The organism is Paraburkholderia dipogonis (assembly GCF_046027395.1).
Lineage (GTDB): Bacteria > Pseudomonadota > Gammaproteobacteria > Burkholderiales > Burkholderiaceae > Paraburkholderia > Paraburkholderia dipogonis_A.
The window spans coordinates 92,253-113,749 of sequence record NZ_JAQQEG010000008.1; the positions used below are offsets into that span (position 1 = coordinate 92,253).

The window sequence follows — 21,497 nt, forward strand, 5'->3', positions numbered from 1 at the left end:
GAGCCGTGTCGCCGTCGACAGACACATTCTTTTTAGCTGCTTTGGCGCGTGCTTATTTCAGTTGCTCACTTCAATTGATACGCCGGGTCCATCAGCAACGCCTCTAAATACGCACTCGCGGTCGAACCGGTTTCGATCGCATCGACCGGCGCGAGCGGCAGGACCGCATGCTGCAACTGCAACTCGGCCGACAACCCCGGCCTGGCCGTCGGCGCGGTGTTGTAGTGCGCGAGCCATGTCTCGATGTCGAAGCGTACGCCACCTTTGCCACCTTGAGCGGCTCGCGCCATCGCGCGTTGCAGCGTTGGAGCCGTCTGCATGCCGGGCATCGTGCCGCTTGCCGCGATCTTTGCGTTCATCGGATTGGTCATACGCCGCGGCCCGGCCGCCTCGGTCGCGCGAAACAGTTGCTCGACGAACTGCTTGCGGGCGAGCAGCGTGGAACTGTTGATCCATGTCGTGCCGCCCGGCCATCCTTTGACGTTCGGCGGATAGAACAGGTTCTCGCCGAGCGTGCGGATTTGCGAGGCGAACGGCGCCGTGTTGTCGTAGCCGATGTCGAACGCGCGCAGCGTGCCGACCACGAACTCCGCCGGCGACTTCACGAGGACGCCGCGATTGCCGTCGTCCCAGAACGCGTCGCTCAGGAAGACACCGCGTAACGCGATCTTGATATCGTAGTGGCTCGCGCGGAACCGCTGCGCGATCGGTTCGATGCGCGCAGGGTCCAGCGTGTCCGAGACGAACTCGCGCCACAGTTTGGTGGTCACGAAGGTAGCCGTTTCCGGCCGCGCGAGCAGGATATCGAGCACCTGATCGCCATCGAACGGCCCTGTCTCGCCGAGCACAGTCTTCTCGCCGTCGTCGTGCTGGTTGGCGCGCCATTCGTAGGCCTGCGTGTCCGGATCGAGGCTCCAGCCGGTGTACGCGCGCGCGGCCTCCGACACGTCACGCTGCGTGTAATGCCCTTCGCCGAGCGTGAACAGTTCCATCACTTCACGGGCGAAATTTTCGTTGGGCTTGCCCTTCCGATTGCTCGCGCCGTCGAGATATTGCAGCATCGCCGGATCTTTGGCGACGTCGTGCAATAGCTCGCCGAAGTTGCCGAGCGCGTCTCGCCGCAACAGCATGTTCTGCAGCGCCATCTGCTGCGGATACGGCACCTTGTCCTGACCCGACGTGAAGTGGTTATGCCAGAACAGCGTCATGCGCTCGGTGAGCGGCGACGGCGTGGTCAACATCTCACGCACCCACCACGCGCGTAATAATTCGTAACGCTGGCCGCGCAAGCGCTGCGCTTCGCGACGTTGATCATCGCTCCACGCCTTGCGCGTCTCGCGTGTCGGAATCGATTCGAGGACCCAGTCGGGCAGCGACGTGACCGCCTCGGTTCGCGCGCTCGCGAGTACTTTGTCGACGGCCTGCGCTCGCGTGAGTCCGACGTATTGCGCGAGCTCGGCGCTATCCGGCGCGAAGCCGACGCGCGTCAGGAAGAAGCGCGCATCGTCGGCATCGAGCATGCTCTGTTCACGCTCTGAAGCTGCATGTTCGTCGGCGATCGCTACACGGTGCTTGAAATGTTCAGCATGGGTCGCGCCCGGTTGCGCAGCGGCGGTCGGCCCACCACATGTCACCACCGCCAGCGCAATCGCCGATGCCGCGAACCGGCGGCCATGACTACCACGCGTGAACAATTTCATCATCGGTCATCAAGGTTGGCGCGACGTCATGGAAAAGGTGTTGGGGCGTGCAATGCATGGCGCGCTTCGCTCTGACGATTCAACGGCAGACTGAACGGGGAAGTCGACGGGAAGTGCAACGAATTCTTTCACGCGGGGAAGAAGCGTGAAACGCGTGCCGGGGGCTGGCACGATAATAGCTACCGTTTATAAAGCTCACGGACAGCGTCTTCGATATGCTGCCGTAACAGACGCCGTTCGTCGGGCGTCATATGACCGTCACGACGACGTTGATCAAGATCGGGGGGAACTGCGGTGCGCAACATGACGTCTGATGCGGGGTGGTCGGTGTTCGGGTCGTGCCGGTTGGGCTTACCCTGCTTGGGCGCGTGCGCGCTCGCAGCTCTGTCGGCGGAAGGCTGGGCATGGGCGAGCGTTGGTCCTAGTGAGCCTGCAAGCGTACCGGCTACCGCCAGTGCAATCACGCTTAGGCGCACATTCGGCCAAACCCCTCCCTTCATGTTGTTCCCTTCGTGGCGCGGCAACCGGCTACCTCAAATGCGTATACGAACCCCGGTAACGAGCCGGGTGCGATAGTTTTAGTCGTGTGAAGTATCCACCGAACAGCCGCATTCAGTAAAGGAGTCTACCTGCCCCCGCTTTACGTCGTGCCACAGTGCGGGTAAATTTTGTAACTGACTGTAACCCGTTAAATGATGCAAACGCGCACCACTTTCTAATCGCGCTAAGATGCCGACCATGGAAACCAAAAACCCTTCGAAAATCCTCGTCGTTGATGACGATCCGCGCCTGCGCGATCTGCTGCGCCGCTACCTCGGTGAACAGGGCTTCAATGTCTATGTCGCCGAGAACGCGCCGTCCATGAACAAGCTCTGGGTGCGTGAGCGCTTCGACCTGCTGGTGCTCGATCTGATGCTGCCAGGCGAAGACGGTCTGTCGATCTGCCGACGCCTGCGCGGCAGCAACGACCGTACGCCGATCATCATGCTGACGGCCAAGGGCGAAGACGTCGATCGGATCGTCGGCCTCGAGATGGGCGCCGACGACTATCTGCCCAAGCCGTTCAACCCGCGCGAGCTGGTTGCGCGAATCCATGCGGTGCTGCGCCGCCAGTCACCTTCGGAGTTGCCGGGCGCGCCGTCCGAAACCACCGAGGTGTTCGAGTTCGGCGAGTTCGCCTTGAATCTTGCCACCCGAACGCTCACCAAAGCCGGCCAGGAAATTCCGCTGACCACGGGCGAGTTCTCGGTGCTCAAGGTGTTCGCGCGTCACCCGCGCCAGCCGCTGTCGCGTGAAAAGCTCATGGAGCTCGCACGCGGCCGTGAGTACGAAGTGTTCGACCGCAGTCTCGACGTGCAGATTTCGCGTCTGCGCAAGCTGATCGAACCCGATCCGGGCAGCCCGCGTTTCATTCAGACCGTCTGGGGTCTGGGTTACGTGTTTATCCCCGACGGTGCAGCCTGAGTTTGTTCTCGCCTCCTGTTTTTGATTTCAGATAAGAAGGGCCCATGCGGATCGACCGGCGCCTCCTGACGCTCGCGTTCGGCGGCCTTTTCTGGCGGACCTTTCTGCTGATCGCGCTATTGATCGCAGTCAGTCTCGCTGCGTGGTTCCAGAGCTTCCGGGTGATCGAACGCGAGCCGCGCGCGCAGCGCGTGGCGTTGCAGCTCGTCGCCATCGTCAAGCTCACGCGCACCGCACTCCTCTATTCCGATCCCGACCTGCGGCGCGCTCTGCTACAGGATCTGGAAAGCAATGAAGGGGTGCGCGTGTACCCGCGCGAAACCACCGACAAGTACAAGCTGCAGCCCGATGAGTCGCTGAACCGGCTGATCGAACACGACATTCGCGGCCGCCTCGGCGACGACACCGTGATTGCCCAGAGCGTGAACGACATCCCCGGCGTGTGGATCAGCTTCAAGATCGACGACGACGACTACTGGGTCGCGCTCGACCGCGATCAGCTCGACAACGCCACCGGTTTGCAATGGGCCGGCTGGGGCGTGTTCGCGCTGGCGCTGTCGCTGTTCGGCGCGGCTTTCATCACGAGTCTCGTGAACCGGCCGTTCGCGCGCCTCGCGATGGCGGCGCGCAAGGTCGGCTCCGGGCAGTCGCCGGAGCCGCTGCCCGAGCGTGGCATGGGCGTGGCCGCGGAAACCAATCGCAGTTTCAACCAGATGGTGCAGGACCTCGAACAACTCGAGGCCGACCGCGCGCTGATGCTCGCGGGCATCTCGCACGATCTGCGCACCCCGCTCGCGCGGCTGCGGCTCGAAACCGAAATGAGCCCGTCGGATCAAGCCACAAAAGACGCGATGGTCGACGACATCGAGCAGATGGACATGATCATCGGCCGGTTCCTCGATTACGCGCGCCCGGTACAGCGCGTGCCGGAACCCGTGGACCTGTCCGTGATCGCGGGAGAACTGGCCGCGCGCATGCAGAGCGAAGACAGCATGCGCCTGATCACCCGACTCGCGCCGTCGGCGGTGATCGAGGCCGACGAAACCGACATGCGGCGGGTGGTCGGCAACCTGCTGGAAAACGCGCGCAAATACGGTCTGAGCGACGGCGACGGCATTCCGCACGTGATCCTGGAAACGCGGGTGTCGCACTCGCGGGTCGAGCTGTCCGTGGTCGACGAAGGCCCCGGCATTCCGGAAGACCAGTTGGCGCTCGTCACACGGCCGTTCTATCGTGTGAATTCGGCGCGCACTCAAGCGAACGGCACGGGCCTTGGCATGGCCATCGTCCAGCGCCTCGTGGGCCGTTACCGCGGCGCGCTGCGCTTGCGCAATCGCACGCCTGGACCGGGTCTCGAGGTCACCATCGAGTTTCCGCTGGCCAAGGGCGCCTGAGCGGAACGGGCATCATCCGCCCTTCGTGAGGATTTGCCGCGTCGACTGATAACTAGCCGGGTGTTTAGTCGAAAACTATTGAGTGAATTATTCAATAGGGATTCAGTGGATCACGTGTAGCGCGTTCGTTGCGACGAGCCGGTAGCCTAACCTGAGCATGCTGTTTTTCCGACACACGAAGGAGCACTTGCATGAGAACCGTCGGCGATAAACTCGAAGCGTTCACCGTCACTGCCGCGAAACCGGGCTTCAACCATCATGAAGAAAACGGCACGTCGGCGTTCGAAGAGATTACGGAGCAGTCGTTCCCGGGCAAGTGGAAGATCATCTATTTCTACCCGAAAGATTTCTCGTTCGTGTGTCCGACGGAGATCGTCGAATTCGGCAAGTTGGCCAAAGATTTCGAAGAACGCGACGCGGTGTTGATGGGCGGCAGCGTCGACAACGAATTCGTGAAACTGGCATGGCGCCGCGAGAACAAGGACCTGAACAGGCTGAACCACTACGCCTTCGGCGACGTGAAGGGCGAGCTGATCGACCAGCTCGGCGTGCGTGACAAGGAAGCGGGCGTCGCGTTGCGCGCCACCTTCATTGTCGATCCGGACAACACGATCCAGCACGTGTCGGTGAACAATCTGAACGTCGGCCGCAACCCGGAAGAAGTGCTGCGTATTCTGGACGGCCTGCAAACGGACGAGCTGTGTGCTTGCAACCGCGCAGTCGGCGGCGCCACGCTCTAGGCCGTGAAATCGCACTTCGACACGCTGGTCGCCGAGGGCATGAACTCCATGCAATTGCGCGACGCAGGCCTCATCGCGGCAGTGGTCAACGCAGCCCGCAGCGTATTGCCGCCGAAGGCAAGTAGTTGCCTTAAAATGCGCAGCGCGATGGCGCCCTCGCCGCTGCGCGCGTCGTAAAACCAATCTCAGTTCCTGATCAGCAGCACCGCGGCCTGAGCTTCAATGCCCTCGCCTCGGCCAAGATAGCCGAGCTTCTCATTGGTCTTGGCTTTGACGTTGACCCGCTCGATCGGCAGATCAAGATCCGCGGCGATATTGGCGCGCATGCCCTCGATATGCGGCGCCAGCTTCGGCGCCTGCGCCACCACGCTGCTGTCCACATTGGCGATGGAAAAACCCGCCGCCTTCACGCGCGCGAAACATTCACGCAGCAACACGCGGCTATCGGCGCCGGCGAATTTCGCGTCGGTATCGGAGAAGTGCCGGCCGATATCGCCCATCGCGGCGGCGCCGAAAATGGCGTCGGTAATGGCGTGCAGCAGCACGTCCGCGTCCGAATGGCCGAGCAGGCCGCGCTCATAGGGAATCGTCACGCCGCCGATAATCAACGGACGTCCCGGCACCAGCGCGTGCACGTCATACCCTTGCCCAATTCTGAAATCCATATGCGTCAAGTCCGCTAATTAAAATTGAAATCGTCCAGTCACGAAGCAGAAGGCCGGCTCAGAATCGCCTCGGCCAGATCAAAGTCTTCCGGATACGTCACCTTGAAGTTGCGCAAGCTGCCCTGCACCAGCTTTGGCGCATGGCCCAGCCACTCGATCGCGCTCGCTTCGTCCGTCAGGTCGTGACCGTCGGCCTGCGCGCGCAGGATCGCCTCGCGCAGCATGCCGATGCGGAACATCTGCGGCGTCTGTGCCTGCCACAGGCCGTCGCGTGCCTCGGTGCGGGCGATGCGGCCATCGGACGATGCCGCGTCGATCCGTTTCAGCGTGTCCGCGACGGGCAAGGCCATGATGCCGCCCACCGGGTCGTCCTTCAGCACGCCGATCAGCGTGCGGATCAGCGCGGGCGTGATGCCGGGCCGCGCCGCGTCGTGCACCAGCACCCAGTCGTCGTCACGCGCGCCGAACTCGGCGAGCGCGTGCAGCCCGTTGAGCACCGAGGCCTGGCGCGAGGCCCCGCCGCTGCGGCGCACGGCAAAACGCAAGCCGCCGAAGCGGCGGCCGTCGAAGTGAGCGTCGTCCGGAGCGATCACGACAAGGGTTTGCGCAAACTCGCTGCAGGCGTCGAACGCCGCCAGCGAGTAATGCAACATGTCGCGTCCGGCGACAGTGCGATATTGTTTGGGCATCGCGGCGCCGGAACGGCTGCCGGTGCCAGCGCACGGAATCAGGGCAAATAGACGGGAAGTCACGAGTGCGGATGCCGCGAAGTCAAAGTAAAGGACGGATTTTATAATAGGTCCTTCGCATCCACGCCCCGACACGCGTAAACTTGCCGGTCACGTGTGAGCCTGAGGCCGCTTTTTCTCTTCTATGCCAGACATCGCCGCAACATCGCAGTACTCCCCGCCCGTCGCGCTCGTCAAGGCCGGCCAGCGTTTCGCCTTCGACGGCACGCACGGCTCGTCCGACGCGCTGCTGATCGCCCGCTACCATCTCGCCTACCGCGAGAAGGTGCCGCTGCTGGCGGTCGTGTGCGAAAGCGCCGTCGATGCGCAGCGCCTGTCGCAGGAAATCGGCTTTTTCGCGCCCGAGGCGCGCGTGCGCCTGCTGCCGGACTGGGAAACGCTCCCTTACGATACCTTTTCACCGCATCAGGATCTGGTCTCGGAGCGTCTCGCCACGCTGCACGATCTCGGTGAAGGCCGTTGCGACATCCTGCTGGTGCCCGCCACCACAGCGCTGTACCGCATGCCGCCCGCCTCGTTCCTGGCGGCTTACACGTTCTCCTTCTCGCAAGGCGAGCGCCTCGACGAAGCCAAGCTCAAGGCGCAGTTGACGCTGGCCGGCTACGAACACGTGAGCCAGGTGGTGCGTCCGGGCGAATATTGCGTGCGCGGCTCACTGCTCGATCTCTATCCGATGGGCTCGCCCTTGCCCTACCGGATCGATTTGTTCGACGACCAGGTCGATTCGATCCGGGCGTTCGACCCGGACACCCAGCGCAGCCTGTACCCGGTGAAAGACGTGCGCCTGCTGCCGGGCCGCGAATTTCCGTTCGACGAAGCCGCCCGCACCGCTTTCCGCAGCCGCTGGCGCGAGACCTTCGAGGGCGACCCGAGCCGCGCGTCGATTTACAAGGACATCGGCAACGGTGTGCCGTCCGCGGGCATCGAATATTATCTGCCGCTCTTCTTCGACGACACGGCCACGCTGTTCCATTACCTGCCCGCAGGCGCGCAACTGGCGTTCGTCGGCGATCTCGAGGCGGCGATCCGGCGCTTCACCAACGACACGAAGCAGCGCTACAACTTCCTCTCGCACGACCGCGACCGGCCGATTCTGGAGCCGCAGCGTCTGTTCCTGTCGGACGAAGACTTCTTCACGCTCGCCAAGCCGTTCGCGCGGCTCTCGCTGCCTGCGAACGCCGGCGGCGGCTGGTCGACACCGTTGCCGAATCTCGCGATCGACCGCCACGCGGAAGATCCGGTCGCGGCGTTGCGCGCGTATCTCGACACCACGCCGAACCGCGTGCTGTTCGCCACCGAATCGGCGGGCCGGCGCGAAACGCTGTTGCAGCTGCTCGCCGACAATCATCTGCGACCCGCATCGAGCGACAGCTTCCAGGACTGGCTCGTCGGCGACGCGCGGTTTTCGCTCGGCGTCGCACCGCTTGCCAACGGTTTTGCCGTGCCGGTCGACGGCATCGCGATCATCACCGAGACCGAGTTGTATGGTCCGCTCGCCCGTCGCACGGGGCGCCGCCGTCAGGAACAGGCGAGCAACGTCGATTCGATGGTGCGCGATCTGTCCGAGCTCAAAGTGGGCGATCCGGTCGTGCATTCGCAGCACGGCATCGGCCGCTATATGGGACTCGTCACCATGGATCTCGGCGAAGGCGAGACCGAGTTCCTGCACCTCGAATACGCGGGCGACAGCAAGCTCTACGTGCCGGTCGCGCAGTTGCATGTGATCTCGCGCTATAGCGGCGCCGATCCGGAAAGCGCGCCGCTGCACTCGCTCGGCTCCGGCCAGTGGGAAAAAGCCAAGCGCAAGGCCGCGCAGCAGATTCGCGACACCGCGGCCGAATTGCTGAATCTCTACGCTCGCCGCGCCGCGCGTTCAGGCCATGCGTTCGCGCTCGAACCGAAAGACTATGTGAAGTTCGCGGAGAGCTTCGGCTTCGAGGAAACGCCGGACCAGGCCGCCGCGATCGCGGCCGTGATCGGCGACATGACGAGCGGCAAACCGATGGATCGCCTCGTGTGCGGCGACGTCGGCTTCGGCAAGACCGAGGTGGCCTTGCGTGCGGCGTTCATCGCGGTGATGGGCGGCAAACAGGTCGCCCTGCTTTCGCCCACCACGCTGCTCGCCGAACAGCACACGCAAACCTTCAGCGACCGCTTCTCAGACTGGCCGGTGCGGATCGCCGAACTGTCGCGCTTCAAGTCGACCAAGGAAGTCAACGCGGCGATCCAGCAGATCAACGAAGGCACGGTCGATATCGTGATCGGCACGCACAAGCTGCTCTCGTCCGACGTGCAGTTCAAGCGGCTGGGCCTCGTGATCATCGACGAGGAACACCGTTTCGGCGTGCGTCAGAAAGAAGCGTTGAAGGCCTTGCGCGCCGAAGTGGATGTGCTCACGCTGACCGCCACGCCGATCCCGCGTACGCTCGGCATGGCGCTCGAAGGCCTGCGCGATTTCTCCGTGATCGCCACCGCGCCGCAAAAGCGCCTCGCGATCAAGACCTTCGTGCGCCGCGAGGAAGACAGCGTGATTCGCGAAGCCATGCTGCGCGAGTTGAAGCGCGGCGGCCAGGTCTACTTCCTGCACAACGAAGTCGAGACGATCGAGAATCGCCGGCAGATGCTCGAAGCGTTGGTGCCCGAAGCGCGCATCGCGGTCGCGCACGGCCAGATGCATGAACGCGAACTCGAACGCGTGATGCGCGACTTCGTTGCACAGCGCGCCAACGTATTACTGTGCACGACGATTATCGAAACCGGTATCGACGTGCCGAGCGCCAATACGATCCTGATTCATCGCTCCGACAAGTTCGGTCTCGCGCAATTGCATCAGTTGCGTGGCCGTGTGGGCCGTTCGCATCACCAGGCGTATTCGTATCTGCTGGTCCATGATCCGCAAGGGCTGACCAAACAGGCGCAACGCCGCCTCGAAGCGATCCAGCAGATGGAGGAACTCGGTTCGGGCTTCTATCTGGCCATGCACGACCTCGAGATTCGCGGCACGGGCGAAGTGCTCGGCGACAAGCAGTCCGGTGAGATTCACGAGATCGGCTTCCAGCTCTACACCGACATGCTGAACGACGCCGTGAAGGCGCTCAAGGAAGGCAAGGAGCCGGACCTCACCGCGCCGCTCGCCGCGACCACCGAGATCAACCTGCACGCGCCGGCGATTCTCCCGGCGGACTATTGCGGCGATGTGCAGGAGCGTCTGTCGCTCTACAAGCGGCTGGCTAATTGCGAACACAACGATTCGATCGACGGCATTCAGGAAGAATTGATCGACCGCTTCGGCAAGTTGCCGCCGCAAGCGCATGCGCTGGTGGAGACGCATCGTCTGAGGCTGGCGGCGAAGCCGCTGGGCATTTCGAAGATCGATGCCGGCGAAGCGGTGATCGGCCTGCAGTTCATCCCCAACCCGCCGATCGACGCGATGCGGATCATCGAGATGGTGCAGAAGCACAAGCACATCAAGCTCGCGGGCCAGGACAAGCTGCGTATCGAAACGCGCAGCCCCGATCTCGCGGTGCGTGTCGCGACGGTCAAGGAAACTTTGCGCGCGCTCGGTACGCCAAGCCGCGGCACCGCGGCCAGCGCTGCTGCGCGATGAGTTCGTGGATCGCGCCACGCCAATGCGGCGTCAAAAAAACGGGGGACGTCTAGCGTTTTTTCGTTCATGCTGCGGTGCGCAAACGCGCGCCGCAGCATACGGGCGGCTTTTTTTTGGGTATGATCGAAAGACTTAAATGCCGGAGTCTTGTCATGTCTCATGTCGCTGAATCAGCGCAGTCTTCGCAATCGCCCGCCTCGGCTTCGAATTCCTCGTCGCCTGTCTCGCTCCCGTGGATCAACCGTCTCGTGTCGATGGACACGGTCAGCCGCAATCCGAATCTCGGCCTGATCGAAACCGTGCGTGACGAATTGCGCGCTGTCGGCATCGACGCCACGCTCACGCACGACAAAAGCGGCAAATGGGCCAACCTGTTCGCGACGATTCCCGCACACGACGGCGAAACGAACGGCGGCGTGGTGCTGTCCGGCCATACCGACGTCGTGCCCGTGGACGGCCAGCAATGGGACAGCGATCCGTTCAAGCCGGAAATTCGCGGCGACAAGCTGTACGGCCGCGGCACCTGCGACATGAAAGGCTTCATCGGCGCGGCGCTGACACTCGTGCCGGAAATGCAGCGCACCAAACTCGCCAGGCCGATTCACTTTGCGCTGTCGTTCGACGAGGAAGTGGGCTGCGCGGGCGCGCCGCTCCTGATTGCCGACCTGATGAAGCGCGGCGTGAAGCCGGACGGTTGCATCGTCGGCGAGCCGACCAGCATGCGGCCGATCGTGGCGCACAAAGGCATCAATGCCTACCAGTGCTGCGTGCGTGGCCAGGCGGCGCACTCGTCGCTCACGCCGAAGGGTTTGAACGCGATCGAATACGCCGCGCGTCTGATCTGCTACATCCGCGATATGGCCGACCAGTTCCGCGAGCAGGGCCCGTTCGACGAACTGTACGACGTGCCCTTCACCACCGCGCAAACCAGCACGATCGTCGGCGGCAATGCGATCAATACCGTGCCGGCCGAATGCAAGTTCCAGTTCGAATTCCGCAACCTGCCCACGCTCGATCCCGAACCGATCTTCGCGCGCGTCGATCAATACGCACGCGAAACGCTGCTGCCGAAAATGTTGCGCGAGCATCCATCGGCCGCCATCGAGATTACGAAGATCGCCGCGGCGCCCGGACTCGATTCGTCTGAACAAGCCGCCATCACGCAACTGGTGCGCGCGTTGACCGCCGATCAGGACAAGCGCAAAGTCGCCTACGGCACGGAAGCCGGCCTCTTCTCGCTGGCGGGCATTCCGAGCATCGTATGCGGCCCTGGCAACATCGAGCAGGCGCACAAGCCCAACGAGTTCGTCGCGCTGGATCAACTGGTGGCATGCGAGCGCTTCCTGCATAAATTCATTCACAGCATGTCGGTGGATGCGCACGCGCACTGAAACTGACGCACGTAGAAAGAGTCTTACGCATACCGACCCAAGCACGCCCACGCCATGTCCACTGCCACGCCGCAACACACCGACCATACGATCGACGGCGAGCCGATCCCCACGCTCGACGACATCGCCGCACAGCACTTTGCGTTGACGCCGTGGGTGACGCGAACGCCGGTGTTCGACAGGGCGGACTTTCCGTCGCTGGAAGGCACGGTGGTGAATTTCAAGTTCGAGCTGTTGCAGGCGGGTGGCAGCTTCAAGGCGCGCGGCGCGTTCACCAATCTGCTCGCACTCGACGAAGCGCAACGCAGCGCCGGCGTCACTTGCGTGTCGGGCGGCAATCATGCGGTGGCGGTCGCGTATGCGGCCATGCGCCTGGGCATCAGCGCCAAGGTCGTGCTGTTCCATGCGGCCAATCCGGCGCGCGTGGCGCTGTGCCGGCAATACCGCGCCGAGATCGTGTTCGCGCAAGACATTGCCGAGGCATTCGAACTGGTGCGCCGTATCGAGGCCGAAGAAGGCCGCTATTTCGTGCATCCGTTCAACGGCTATCGCACGGTGCTGGGTTCAGCCACGCTCGGCTACGAGTGGGCCACGCAAACGCCGGATCTCGAAGCGGTGATCGTGCCGATCGGCGGCGGCGGCCTCGCGGCGGGGGTGGCGACCGCCATGCGGCTCGCGAATCCGAACGTGCATGTGTATGGCGTGGAACCCGAAGGCGCGGACGTCATGGGCAAGAGTTTCGCCGCCAATCACACGGTCAAGATGCGCCAGATGCATGGCATTGCCGACTCGCTCATGTCGCCGCATACCGAGGAATACAGCTACGAATTGTGCCGCCGTCATATCGATCAGCTCGTCACGGTATCCGACGACCAGTTGCGTGCGGCCATGCTGACCTTGTTCGGACAACTGAAGCTTGCGGTCGAACCGGCCTGCGCCGCGGCTACCGCCGGCTTGCTGGGCCCGCTGCGCGAACAGTTGCAAGGCAAACGCGTGGGCGTTCTGCTATGCGGCACCAACACCGACCCGGTCACATTTGCCGCGCATATTGAACGTGCGCGGCATAGCGAGTCATAGTTTCCTCTCAAGAAAACGCCGGGCCGCCCCAAGTTTTCTTGGGCCCTCGGGGGCCTGGCGCCAAGTGCCAGGTTGGGGGTGCTCGTTACTAAACAATCCTCGCGTTCCCCGGCAAAAGACTAGCCTATCCTTCTCAGGTTGGTATCATTCGAATATCGACTTCTGGGAGGAACCTCTATGAGCATGGTCAAGGAATTCAAGGAATTTGCCCTCAAGGGCAACGTGATGGATCTTGCAGTCGGTGTGATTATCGGCGGCGCGTTCTCCACCATCGTCAATTCAATTGTTAAAGACCTGATCATGCCGGTCGTCGGGATTGCCACCGGCGGCCTCGATTTCTCCAATAAATTCGTTCGCCTCGGTGCAATTCCGCCTAGCTTCAAGGGCAGCCCCGAGTCGTATAAAGACTTGCAAACGGCGGGTGTTGCCGTATTCGGTTATGGCTCGTTCATCACCGTGTTGATCAACTTTCTGATTCTCGCGTTCATCATTTTCCTGATGGTCAAGTTCATCAACAATCTGCGCAAGCCGTCTGAAGCCGCGCCGGCAGAACCGCCGCCGACACCGGAAGACGTACTGCTGCTGCGTGAAATCCGCGATTCGTTGAAGAACTCACCGCGTTGAGCATGCCGGCATATCAGCCGGAGTAGTCACAAGCAAAAGGCCTGTTGCGATTCACTCGCAACAGGCCTTTTTCCTTACGGTGCATTGATGCCGGCGGCATACGCGCTCAAGCGTCCTTCTGTTCCTTCTGACTGACCGCGCCTTCGATCATCGTTTCGAGCTGGCCGAAGTTGACAGGCTTGGTCAGGTGCGAGGTGAAGCCGGCGCTCAGGCAGCGACGCACGTCTTCGTCGGTGCCGAAGCCGGTCAACGCGACCGCGGGCGCGTCCGAGTGCTCGCGAAAAGCCTTGATGAAGTCGAGGCCGGTGCCGTCGGGCAAACCGACATCGCTGACGATCAGATCGAAGGTCTGCACTTGAGTCGCGGCCAACGCATCATCGACCCGGCCCACGGTCGTGACCTCATGGCCGAGGCTGCGAATCAGTTGCTCCATGACTTCCGCGGTGTCCACATGATCTTCGATCAGCAGAATGTTCAGCAGGCCGGCCGAATGCACTTCGTCCGGCACCACGACCGGTGAAGTCACCTCCGGCGCCGCGGCCGTCGGCAACGTGATCGTGAAGGTCGCGCCGCAGTGCGCGCCGGGGCTCTGCGCGGTCACCGTGCCGCCGTGCACGTCGGTCAACGCCTTCGTGATCGCGAGTCCAAGACCCAGGCCGCCGAACTGCCGCGTCATGTTCTGATTGCCCTGCTCGAACGCGTTGAAGAGTTTGCCGATCTGGTCCGGCTCGATACCGATCCCCGTATCTTCGACGGATATCTGCACGTGCATGCGTTCGTCGCGAGTGCGCACATAGATATGGCCGCCGTCCGGCGTGAACTTGGCGGCATTGCGGATCAGGTTCCACAGCATCTGCTGCAGCCGCGCGCGATCGGCCAGCACGTAATGGTGCCGAGCGTCCTTATGGACATGCACGTCCTGCTGCTTGACCTGAATCTCACTGCGAAACAGTTCGAGCACGCTGTCTATCACGTCGTGCACGTCGACGGTTTCCAGCGACAGCCGCAGCTTGCCATTCGCCACGCGCGTGAGATCGAGCAGGTCGTCGATCAACCGTGCTTCGAGTTCGACGTTACGGCGGATCATGCGCACGCTCGCGCGCGCCTGATCGGGCAGATCCGGAATCATTTCCAGCACGCTGGCGCCGGCCAGCACCGGCGTGAGCGGTGTGCGCAATTCGTGAGACAGCATGGCCAGAAAGCGGTCCTTGGCGCGATTGGCTTCTTCGGCGGTCTGGCGGGCGGCCTGCTCCGACGCCAACAGCCGTTCGCGCTCCTCGATCGCCTCGCGCTGCGAATGAATGTCCGTGCAACTGCCGAACCACTTGCTGACGTTGCCTTCGGCGTCGCGCATCGCTACCACGCGGACGTCGAACCAGCGGTATTCGCCGTCGTGACGGCGAATCCGCAGATCGTGCCGGTAGTCGCCGGCATTGCCCGACACCGCCTTCAGCCAGCTACGGCGAACCTCTTCGCGATCGTCCGGATGCACGGCGTCGAGCCAGGCGAGACCGTACGAACAGCTTTCAGCGAGGCCCGTGTAGTCGTACCACTGCTTCGACAGAAAATCGCAGTCACCCGCGGCGTTGCAGGTCATGACGAGGTGCGGCAACGCCTCCGACAAGGTGCGGTAATGCTGCTCGCGATCGCGCAGCAGCAAGGCTTCGTCCGACGCGCGCTGCAGGCGCACTTGCGAGAGCACCCGCTCGACGGCTTCGGGAAGGTAATCGAGGTAATCACCGGACTTCGGCACCACGTCGGACACGCCCGCGCGCAGCGCTTCAATGACACGCGATTCGTCGGTAAAGCCGGTCACGAGGATGGCGGGAATCCGCACGCCTTCCGTGCGCAAACGGCGAAAGAAGTCCAGACCGGTCTCGGGCCCGCTCAGTTGATAGTCGAGCACCAGCAAGTCGGGACCGCCGCCCGCGAGCCGCTCACGGGCCGCTTCGACGCCGGCGCAGATCGCGACCCGGCAGCCGGCGCGCTCGAGCGACTTGCGCGCGAGCCGCAGGATGCCTTCGTCGTCATCGACGACCAGCACGTATGCGGCAGGCTGCGTGGACACTTCTTCGGTCATGCGGAGTCTTCTCTGGCTAGGGTCTTCAAGTGGTCTATCTTGTCACGAGCGGCTTTCGGCCGGCTCATGGGACCTTCCATCACGGCGCCGCGAGACGATGCCCCGAGGGCAGCTTGACCACCTGCAGAAAAAACCCGAGGCGGCGCACGGCTTCGATGAACGCATCGTACTCGACCGGCTTGGTGATGTAGACGTTGCAGCCGAGTTCGTAGCAGCGCGCGATTTCGCGCGGGTCGTCGGTCGTGGTCAGGACGATCACCGGCACGGCGGCCGTCTGCGGCGACTCTTTCAGACGCCGCAAGACTTCGAAGCCGTCCACCCGCGGCATTTTCAGATCCAGCAGCACGACGAAATTCATCAGGTCTTCGCGCGCGGGTACAGCGCTGTCAGCGGGATCGGCCGCGGAACTCGCGGCGGCGTCCGCCGGTGACGGCGTTGGGCCGAAGAAATAATCGAGTGCCTGCTGGCCGTCGCGAAAGCGCACGAAACCGTTCGAAATGCCGGCACGGCGCAGATTGCGCTCGACGAGCGTGGCGTGGCCGTCGTCATCTTCGATCAGTACGATGCTGACCGTTTCCCCGTGACTCATATGCTCTCCGTGCTGAACGATTGGTTGATGCCTGCCGCTTGTGACGATCCGCGCCGCTGCCGCGTCTGCCCGCTCTTATTCAAAGCCGCGCCGGCTGTTCCGGCAACACCACGAAAAACGTCGACCCCGCGCCTTCTGCCGACTCCACCCACACGCGGCCCCCATGCCGCTCCACCGTGCGACGCACTACCGCGAGGCCGATGCCGTCGCCGTTCGCGACGTCGCCGTGCAGGCGCTGAAACGCCCGGAACACTTTCGACATATACGCGGCCGGAATGCCGAGGCCATTGTCGCGCACATAATACGTGCGCATGCGCACCGCGCGCGGCTCGCCCGCCTCGCCCGGCTCGACTACTTCGGGTTCCAGCGCGCCGACTTCGATACGCCCGTCGCGCGCCGGGTCGAGATAATTCAATGCATTGCCGATCAGATTGCTGAAAATCTGCTCGATCGCGCCCGGGTCGCCCCATGCCGGCGGCAAGTCGCGCACGGTCACCACGGCCGCATGCTGCCCGATCGCGCCCTGCAGCGCATCGACCACCCGTCCCACCACGCGCCCGACGCTCACGCGCTGCCACTGGTACTCGAGCCGGCCGGCGCGCGAGATGCGCAGCAGCGCGTCGATGATCGCGGCGGCCCGCGTCACCGCGGTGCGCAAGTATTGCAAGGACTCGCGCACCTCGCCGTCGAGAATATGCGCCATGCGCCGACGCTCGGCCTCCGGCAATTTCGCTGCCTCGACGACGCTGTCCAGCTCGTCGCACGAGACCTGCAATTCCTTCGAGAAACCTTGCAGATTCACCAGCGGCGAGCGCAGATCGTGCGACACGCTGTAGATGAACATTTCATTATCTTGCGTCTCCTGACGCAGTTCCTCGTTGACGCCCGCCAATTCCTGCGCACGCGCTTCGAGCCGCGTTTTCAGCATGGCCTGCTCGGCTTCCGCCTCACGCAGGCGCGCGCCCGTCTGGTGCAGCACGATGTCGAGCGCCGCAATTTCGTCCTTACCCGACAGCGGCGGCGCGAGCGTGCGGCCGCTGCCCAAACGCTCGGCGTTGTCGGTCAGCACCTCCAGCCTTCGGCCGATGCTGCGCGCAAAGACCATCGCGGTGGCCGCCCAGATCAGCATCGAGCCCAGCACGGCGCCGATCAACGCGTACTGTTGACGGTCACGCCGCCGCGCTAGCGCGGCCGAGCGTTCGGCGTCGAGCCGCGACGCCTCGTCGCCGAACGCAGCGAGCTCGTCGCGAAACACTGCGATCTGCTGCGGCAACGCGCCGGTCTCCAGCGCAGCAAACGAATTCGGGCGGTGCCCCGCATGCAGCGCCTGTGAGATCACGACAGTCTGCGCGCGATACGCGTCGATCGCCCGCTGCATCTTGTGCACACGCTCGACCTGTTGCGGCGTGCCGGCGACCAGCACCTCGAGATTCGAGAGTCGGTCGCCCAGATCGACCCACACCGTATGGCGGTCGATCAGCGACGCATCGCCGATGACCATGGCCGTGCGAACCCGCGCCGCCTGGCGCAGCAACGGATCGACGATGGCCGACGACTGATAGAGGATCTGCTTGCTGTTGGTGACCCACTGCGCGGCCTGCGCTGTCTGCTCCTGGGTATCGAAGACGACGCCGAGAAGCGCCAGCTCGACCACGCTCGGCACTGCAATCAGCAGCAGACCCTTGGTGAAAAGTTTCATGTTCGCCCGAAGGGTCGCAAAGGGTCACTCAAGCCGCGGCGGTTCGCACGACCGGCCACGCCGCGCCGCGCTGGCGGGACTTTGCGGTGCCGGATCGGCGAGCTCGGCGCAGTGCAGCCGGACGGGCCATTATCGACGTGAATTCGAGATATTTCAACGTAGCGGCACGATGCGCCCGTCCACACAAAAATGACTTTTTTATTGGTATGAGATGATTTTTCAGCGCCTCGTGCGTCTATGATGGAGACAGATGTGCTGGGAAGCGAAAGCGCGCGGCGAGGCGGTTCGGCATGATTCGTGCGGGAGGCGGTGGGGCGGCGTAGTCGTCGAATCACCGTGAATCCGGCCTTGTCGTATGCTATAAAAGATCGACGTGCGGCGCGCGAAGCCGGGAGTGGTCGCATGAGGACGCTGCGTTTCTTGCAATTCTTTTTCAGGCGAATTTTTATGTCCTTCCCGAAAAAGCGTAGACGCGCGAAGGTGGACGGCGATGAGTCGTTCCTCGCGGTACTACGGCATTTCAAGCCGTTCGGTCAGCTCGACACCAAGATTGCGCGCGCTCGCGCGCAAGACGAGCCGGTCCTTTATGCCCATGTGCTGCCGGGGCTCGATGTGCTCCTCTGCAGTGTGCGTGGAGCACAACCGCCCTATCCGGCTCCCGCGGAGTTACGGCGCCGTTGCATCGAATCGATTACCAATGCGCTGGAGCAACCGCTCGACGGTCTCGAGAATGGCGGCTACTGGTATGAGGCGGACGGTTTCGGCTTCCTGGTGTTTGCCAGCCGCGCTCGCGGCAAGATCCTGACGGAATTCGGCGCGACTCGCGTCGGCGGTGCCCGTCGCGGGGTGCGTCGGCAGGATGCTGCCGGAGACGCCGCGCCGCGTTCGCTCAGGTAGACCCTTGGCTTTACGGTAGACCTTCACACTCGCAACACCGTCTGTTCGCAAAGTTCGTCAGGCGGCGTTGCGCCATTAACTTTCCTTGATTCGACTTGTCACCTCAGGTGATCTGCCCGCGTGTGCGTGCGCGAACAGATTGCTTGTCTCATTTCGTCGCGATTTCATCGATGTGGCCGCGCCCAGGCGGCACGCTGATCAGCCACAACAGAATCAGGGAAAGGCCGCCGCCGAAGCTCCAGCTCAGCCAGTCCGCAGGCAGGATGAAAGGCATCAGCTCCCCTTGTATGTTGCCGCGCTGGCGGGCGACATCACCGCCGGCTTCTTCTTATCCGTCGTCGCCGGCGACGACGCGCCGTCGGAAGACTTGTTGACCGGCGCGCCGTCCAGCGAAATCGCCGACTTGGGCTGCTGCTTCACGCCCGGCGGCGGCGCTGTCGGCGCCTGGCGAATCTGCTCCAGCATCTGCGTGCACGGCAACGGCTTGTTGTTGCTCGGCGCCAGTAACGGAATCAGCGCCGCGAACGGATTGATCAAACCGAGGCCGACCGCCGCGCCGCCGCGCAACGCCAGCGCGGCCGCGTTCACGCCCACGTGCGGATCCTTGAAGGTGCCTTTCACATAGAGCGGCGAGCGCAGCGAGAACACCCGGAAACCCTTGGTATGCGGATGCACGCCGAGGTCCATCGACTCGTCGCGCAGATTCACGTTGCCATCGATATTGATGACGGCGTCGTCTGTATCGAGCGCGAAGACGCGCGAATCGAGCACGCCGTTGGTCGCGACAAAATCGGCAGCTGCGCAGTTGATCTTCACGTCACGATTGCCAAACAGCTTTTCATACACGACATTCGCCACGTTCAGCCCGGCCGCTTCCATCAGCAGGCGGCTCACCGTGCCGTCCGTCACCAGCGCCTTCACCTCGCCGTTCGATGTGGCCGCAAGCGCCGCCGGCGAATTGCCGGTCGCGGTCAGCGCGGCGTCGCCGTTGATTTCACCGAGCGCGTTCTGCATCGTCTTGAAGTTCGGGAACAACTGCTTGAGCTTCAGATGCCGCGCCGACGTCGCGAAGCGGCCCTTGAGCGGCGTCGCGCTGCCGTCCAGATGAATGTCCGAAGCGAGCGTGCCGCCGGCCACGCCGAACTTCAACGGCTCAAGAGAAAGCACGCCGTCGGTCATCACGACGTGCGTGTACAGATCCGTGATCGGCAGATTCACGTCCTTGACGATGCGCCGGCCGGTGAACTTCACGTCGGCGTCGATGGCCTTCCACCGGTCGGTGCGGAATTCCTCGACCGGCAGCGCCTTGCTGGACGGCTGCGCCGTCGCGTCGCCGCGCTTGGCCTTGCTCGCGTTCGAATCCGCGCCGATCACGGGCGCAAGATCGGAGAACTGCAGCAGATGCGAAACCAGTTCGCCCTGCAACAGCGGACGCCGTTCACGCGCCGTGTACGTCAGCGAGCCATTGATATCGCTGCCGCCGACCCGGCCTGTAAAATTTTCATACTTGAAGACGTTGCCGGTGGACTTGAACTGGCCGACGAGCCGCCCTTCGGTCGCGTACGGTGGCGTATCGGGCAAGGTCACGCCCGTCAGCGAATAGAGACGCGCCATGCTGTTGCCTTGCAGCCAGAGGCGCAGATCGACCGCCGCGAGATGCGCCGGATCGGTGATCGTGCCGACGACGCCGACATGCAGATCGCCGGCTTTCACATCGGCTTGCACCGGGAACGGCCGGTTCGCGTCCTGCAACGCGAGCACGCCGCCGACCTTGCCGCTGCCCGACACCGGCGTCTTGTTGTAAGTCCCTTTGACGGTCCAGCCGATCGCGTACGGCGGAATGTCCTGCTGCGCGCCGGCCTGCGCTTCCGCCCCGCTCGCGCCCGAAGCCGGCGCCGATGCCACGACCGCACCGCTCGCGCCCGCGGCGACGGCCTCGCTGGCGCCCTTCGAGCCGCCCGCGACCAGCCCGCCCGAAGCGCCCGTGGCCGCCGTCGTCCCCGACGCGGTGATATCCGTCGACGACGCGCCCGACGCAGCCGCCGCGGACGCCGCCGCTGCCTCCGACGCCGCCTGCGCATTCGCCTGCTGCGCCAGCTTGTTCGCACCCGACTTGCCGATTGTCTGCGCCGACGAGCTGCGCGACGCCGCTTCCTGCTGCTTCATCGCTTCGCCGATCGGAATCGGCTGGCCGAGCGTGTCGATCGCCATCTGCAGATCGACCTTCTTCTGTTGATCGGACAGCGCAATGTTGCCCTTGGCAAAGGCGATATCGTGCAGATCGAGCTTCCATTCGGAAGGCCCACTCGACGCTGCCAGTTTGAAGGTCCAGTTGTTGCGCCCGTCGAGCACGCGCTCGAGGTCGACCGAAGGATTGACGAGGTTGATCGTGGGAATCACGATATCGTGCGCGAGCAGCGGCAGCACCTTGACCTGGAAGTCGATCTCGTCGAGCGTGGCGAACTGCGGCTGCCTGGTCCAGTCCGGATTGCCCACCGTGATATTGGCCGCCGAGAAACGTGGCCAGGGCACCCAGCCTCGCCAGCCAGTCTCGCCGACCGGATGCCGCCAGCCGACCTTCAGATCGCCGTTGATGGCGAACGGCCTGCCGATGGCTTGCGTGACCTTGTCGTTGATATAGGGTCTTGCCCGGTTCCAGTCAAAGGTCATGATGAAAATGGCCAGCGCGACAATCAGAATGACGATGATCGCCAGCAGCCATGCGATGATTTTTCCGATCCGCCTTCCGATCGTGCGCGACACTGCCATTGAGACGCTCCGCTATTTTTCTACGTTGAGCACCGTTCAGCACGTTGCGTGC

17 protein-coding genes and 1 pseudogene are annotated in these 21,497 nt (G+C 63.3%); 9 read left to right on the top strand and 9 right to left on the bottom strand.

Going from position 1 to position 21,497, the window contains the following annotated elements; genetic code table 11:
- Positions 1-65: 65 nt before the first annotated feature.
- Together PQR32_RS10340 and PQR32_RS10345 are read right to left on the bottom strand one after the other, a co-directional pair.
- Positions 66-1,520 carry a DUF1800 domain-containing protein gene (locus PQR32_RS10340; RefSeq protein ID WP_408225684.1) on the bottom strand — a complete coding sequence of 485 codons (1,455 nt, stop codon included), beginning with the start codon at positions 1,518-1,520 and terminating at the stop codon, positions 66-68.
- A 359-nt stretch (positions 1,521-1,879) separates the two neighbouring features.
- Positions 1,880-2,200 carry a hypothetical protein gene (locus PQR32_RS10345; protein WP_408206357.1) on the bottom strand — a complete coding sequence of 107 codons (321 nt, stop codon included), beginning with the start codon at positions 2,198-2,200 and terminating at the stop codon, positions 1,880-1,882.
- 229 nt (positions 2,201-2,429) lie between these two features.
- Here PQR32_RS10345 and ompR point away from each other — a divergent pair, with 229 nt between their 5' ends.
- The 4 genes and pseudogenes from ompR to PQR32_RS10365 all read left to right on the top strand — a co-directional run.
- On the top strand, positions 2,430-3,164 hold the full coding sequence (gene ompR, locus PQR32_RS10350) for an osmolarity response regulator transcription factor OmpR (protein WP_006048917.1): 735 nt from the start codon (positions 2,430-2,432) through the stop codon (positions 3,162-3,164).
- A gap of 44 nt (positions 3,165-3,208) precedes the next feature.
- Complete coding sequence (locus tag PQR32_RS10355) at positions 3,209-4,558, top strand: ATP-binding protein (protein ID WP_054039512.1); 1,350 nt, start codon at positions 3,209-3,211, stop codon at positions 4,556-4,558.
- 191 nt (positions 4,559-4,749) lie between these two features.
- Positions 4,750-5,298, top strand: coding sequence for a peroxiredoxin (locus PQR32_RS10360; protein ID WP_408225380.1), 549 nt, complete (start codon positions 4,750-4,752; stop codon positions 5,296-5,298).
- Positions 5,299-5,301: 3 nt separating this feature from the next.
- Positions 5,302-5,475, top strand: a pseudogene (locus PQR32_RS10365) (hypothetical protein); the annotation flags it as partial.
- Between the two features lie 8 nt (positions 5,476-5,483).
- Here the strand turns inward: PQR32_RS10365 and ispF are convergent.
- On the bottom strand, positions 5,484-5,963 hold the full coding sequence (ispF, locus tag PQR32_RS10370; protein ID WP_408225383.1) for a 2-C-methyl-D-erythritol 2,4-cyclodiphosphate synthase: 480 nt from the start codon (positions 5,961-5,963) through the stop codon (positions 5,484-5,486).
- A 38-nt stretch (positions 5,964-6,001) separates the two neighbouring features.
- Positions 6,002-6,715: a 2-C-methyl-D-erythritol 4-phosphate cytidylyltransferase gene (gene ispD, locus PQR32_RS10375; protein ID WP_408225386.1), complete on the bottom strand. Its 714-nt coding sequence runs from the start codon at positions 6,713-6,715 to the stop codon at positions 6,002-6,004.
- 121 nt (positions 6,716-6,836) lie between these two features.
- Here ispD and mfd point away from each other — a divergent pair, with 121 nt between their 5' ends.
- From mfd to mscL, 4 genes are all read left to right on the top strand, one after another.
- Positions 6,837-10,319 (top strand): transcription-repair coupling factor, encoded by a 3,483-nt coding sequence (mfd, locus tag PQR32_RS10380; protein ID WP_408225389.1) that lies wholly within the window; start codon positions 6,837-6,839, stop codon positions 10,317-10,319.
- A 152-nt stretch (positions 10,320-10,471) separates the two neighbouring features.
- Entirely contained in the window at positions 10,472-11,710 is a 1,239-nt protein-coding gene (argE, locus tag PQR32_RS10385; protein WP_408225392.1) for an acetylornithine deacetylase, read from the top strand.
- Between the two features lie 54 nt (positions 11,711-11,764).
- Positions 11,765-12,787, top strand: a complete 1,023-nt coding sequence (locus PQR32_RS10390) for a threonine/serine dehydratase family protein (protein WP_408225395.1) — start codon at positions 11,765-11,767, stop codon at positions 12,785-12,787.
- A gap of 177 nt (positions 12,788-12,964) precedes the next feature.
- Complete coding sequence (gene mscL / locus PQR32_RS10395) at positions 12,965-13,411, top strand: large conductance mechanosensitive channel protein MscL (RefSeq protein ID WP_408225398.1); 447 nt, start codon at positions 12,965-12,967, stop codon at positions 13,409-13,411.
- A gap of 106 nt (positions 13,412-13,517) precedes the next feature.
- On the opposite strand, the gene PQR32_RS10400 is transcribed toward mscL, so the two are convergent.
- The 3 genes from PQR32_RS10400 to PQR32_RS10410 form a co-directional block, all read right to left on the bottom strand.
- Entirely contained in the window at positions 13,518-15,491 is a 1,974-nt protein-coding gene (locus PQR32_RS10400) for a hybrid sensor histidine kinase/response regulator (RefSeq protein ID WP_408225401.1), read from the bottom strand.
- A 79-nt stretch (positions 15,492-15,570) separates the two neighbouring features.
- Positions 15,571-16,080: a response regulator gene (locus tag PQR32_RS10405; protein ID WP_408175526.1), complete on the bottom strand. Its 510-nt coding sequence runs from the start codon at positions 16,078-16,080 to the stop codon at positions 15,571-15,573.
- A gap of 79 nt (positions 16,081-16,159) precedes the next feature.
- Positions 16,160-17,779: a sensor histidine kinase gene (locus PQR32_RS10410; protein ID WP_408225404.1), complete on the bottom strand. Its 1,620-nt coding sequence runs from the start codon at positions 17,777-17,779 to the stop codon at positions 16,160-16,162.
- A 402-nt stretch (positions 17,780-18,181) separates the two neighbouring features.
- Between PQR32_RS10410 and PQR32_RS10415 the strand changes: the two genes are divergently transcribed.
- Complete coding sequence (locus tag PQR32_RS10415; protein ID WP_028196609.1) at positions 18,182-18,676, top strand: hypothetical protein; 495 nt, start codon at positions 18,182-18,184, stop codon at positions 18,674-18,676.
- Positions 18,677-18,824: 148 nt separating this feature from the next.
- Here the strand turns inward: PQR32_RS10415 and PQR32_RS10420 are convergent, their stop codons facing one another.
- Both PQR32_RS10420 and PQR32_RS10425 read right to left on the bottom strand, forming a co-directional pair.
- The gene (locus PQR32_RS10420) at positions 18,825-18,950 is read right to left on the bottom strand and encodes a hypothetical protein (RefSeq protein WP_408225407.1); all 126 of its coding nucleotides are present in this window, start codon (positions 18,948-18,950) and stop codon (positions 18,825-18,827) included.
- Positions 18,950-21,445: an AsmA family protein gene (locus PQR32_RS10425; RefSeq protein WP_408225410.1), complete on the bottom strand. Its 2,496-nt coding sequence runs from the start codon at positions 21,443-21,445 to the stop codon at positions 18,950-18,952. The genes PQR32_RS10420 and PQR32_RS10425 overlap by 1 nt, the downstream gene beginning before the upstream one ends.
- Positions 21,446-21,497: the final 52 nt, after the last annotated feature.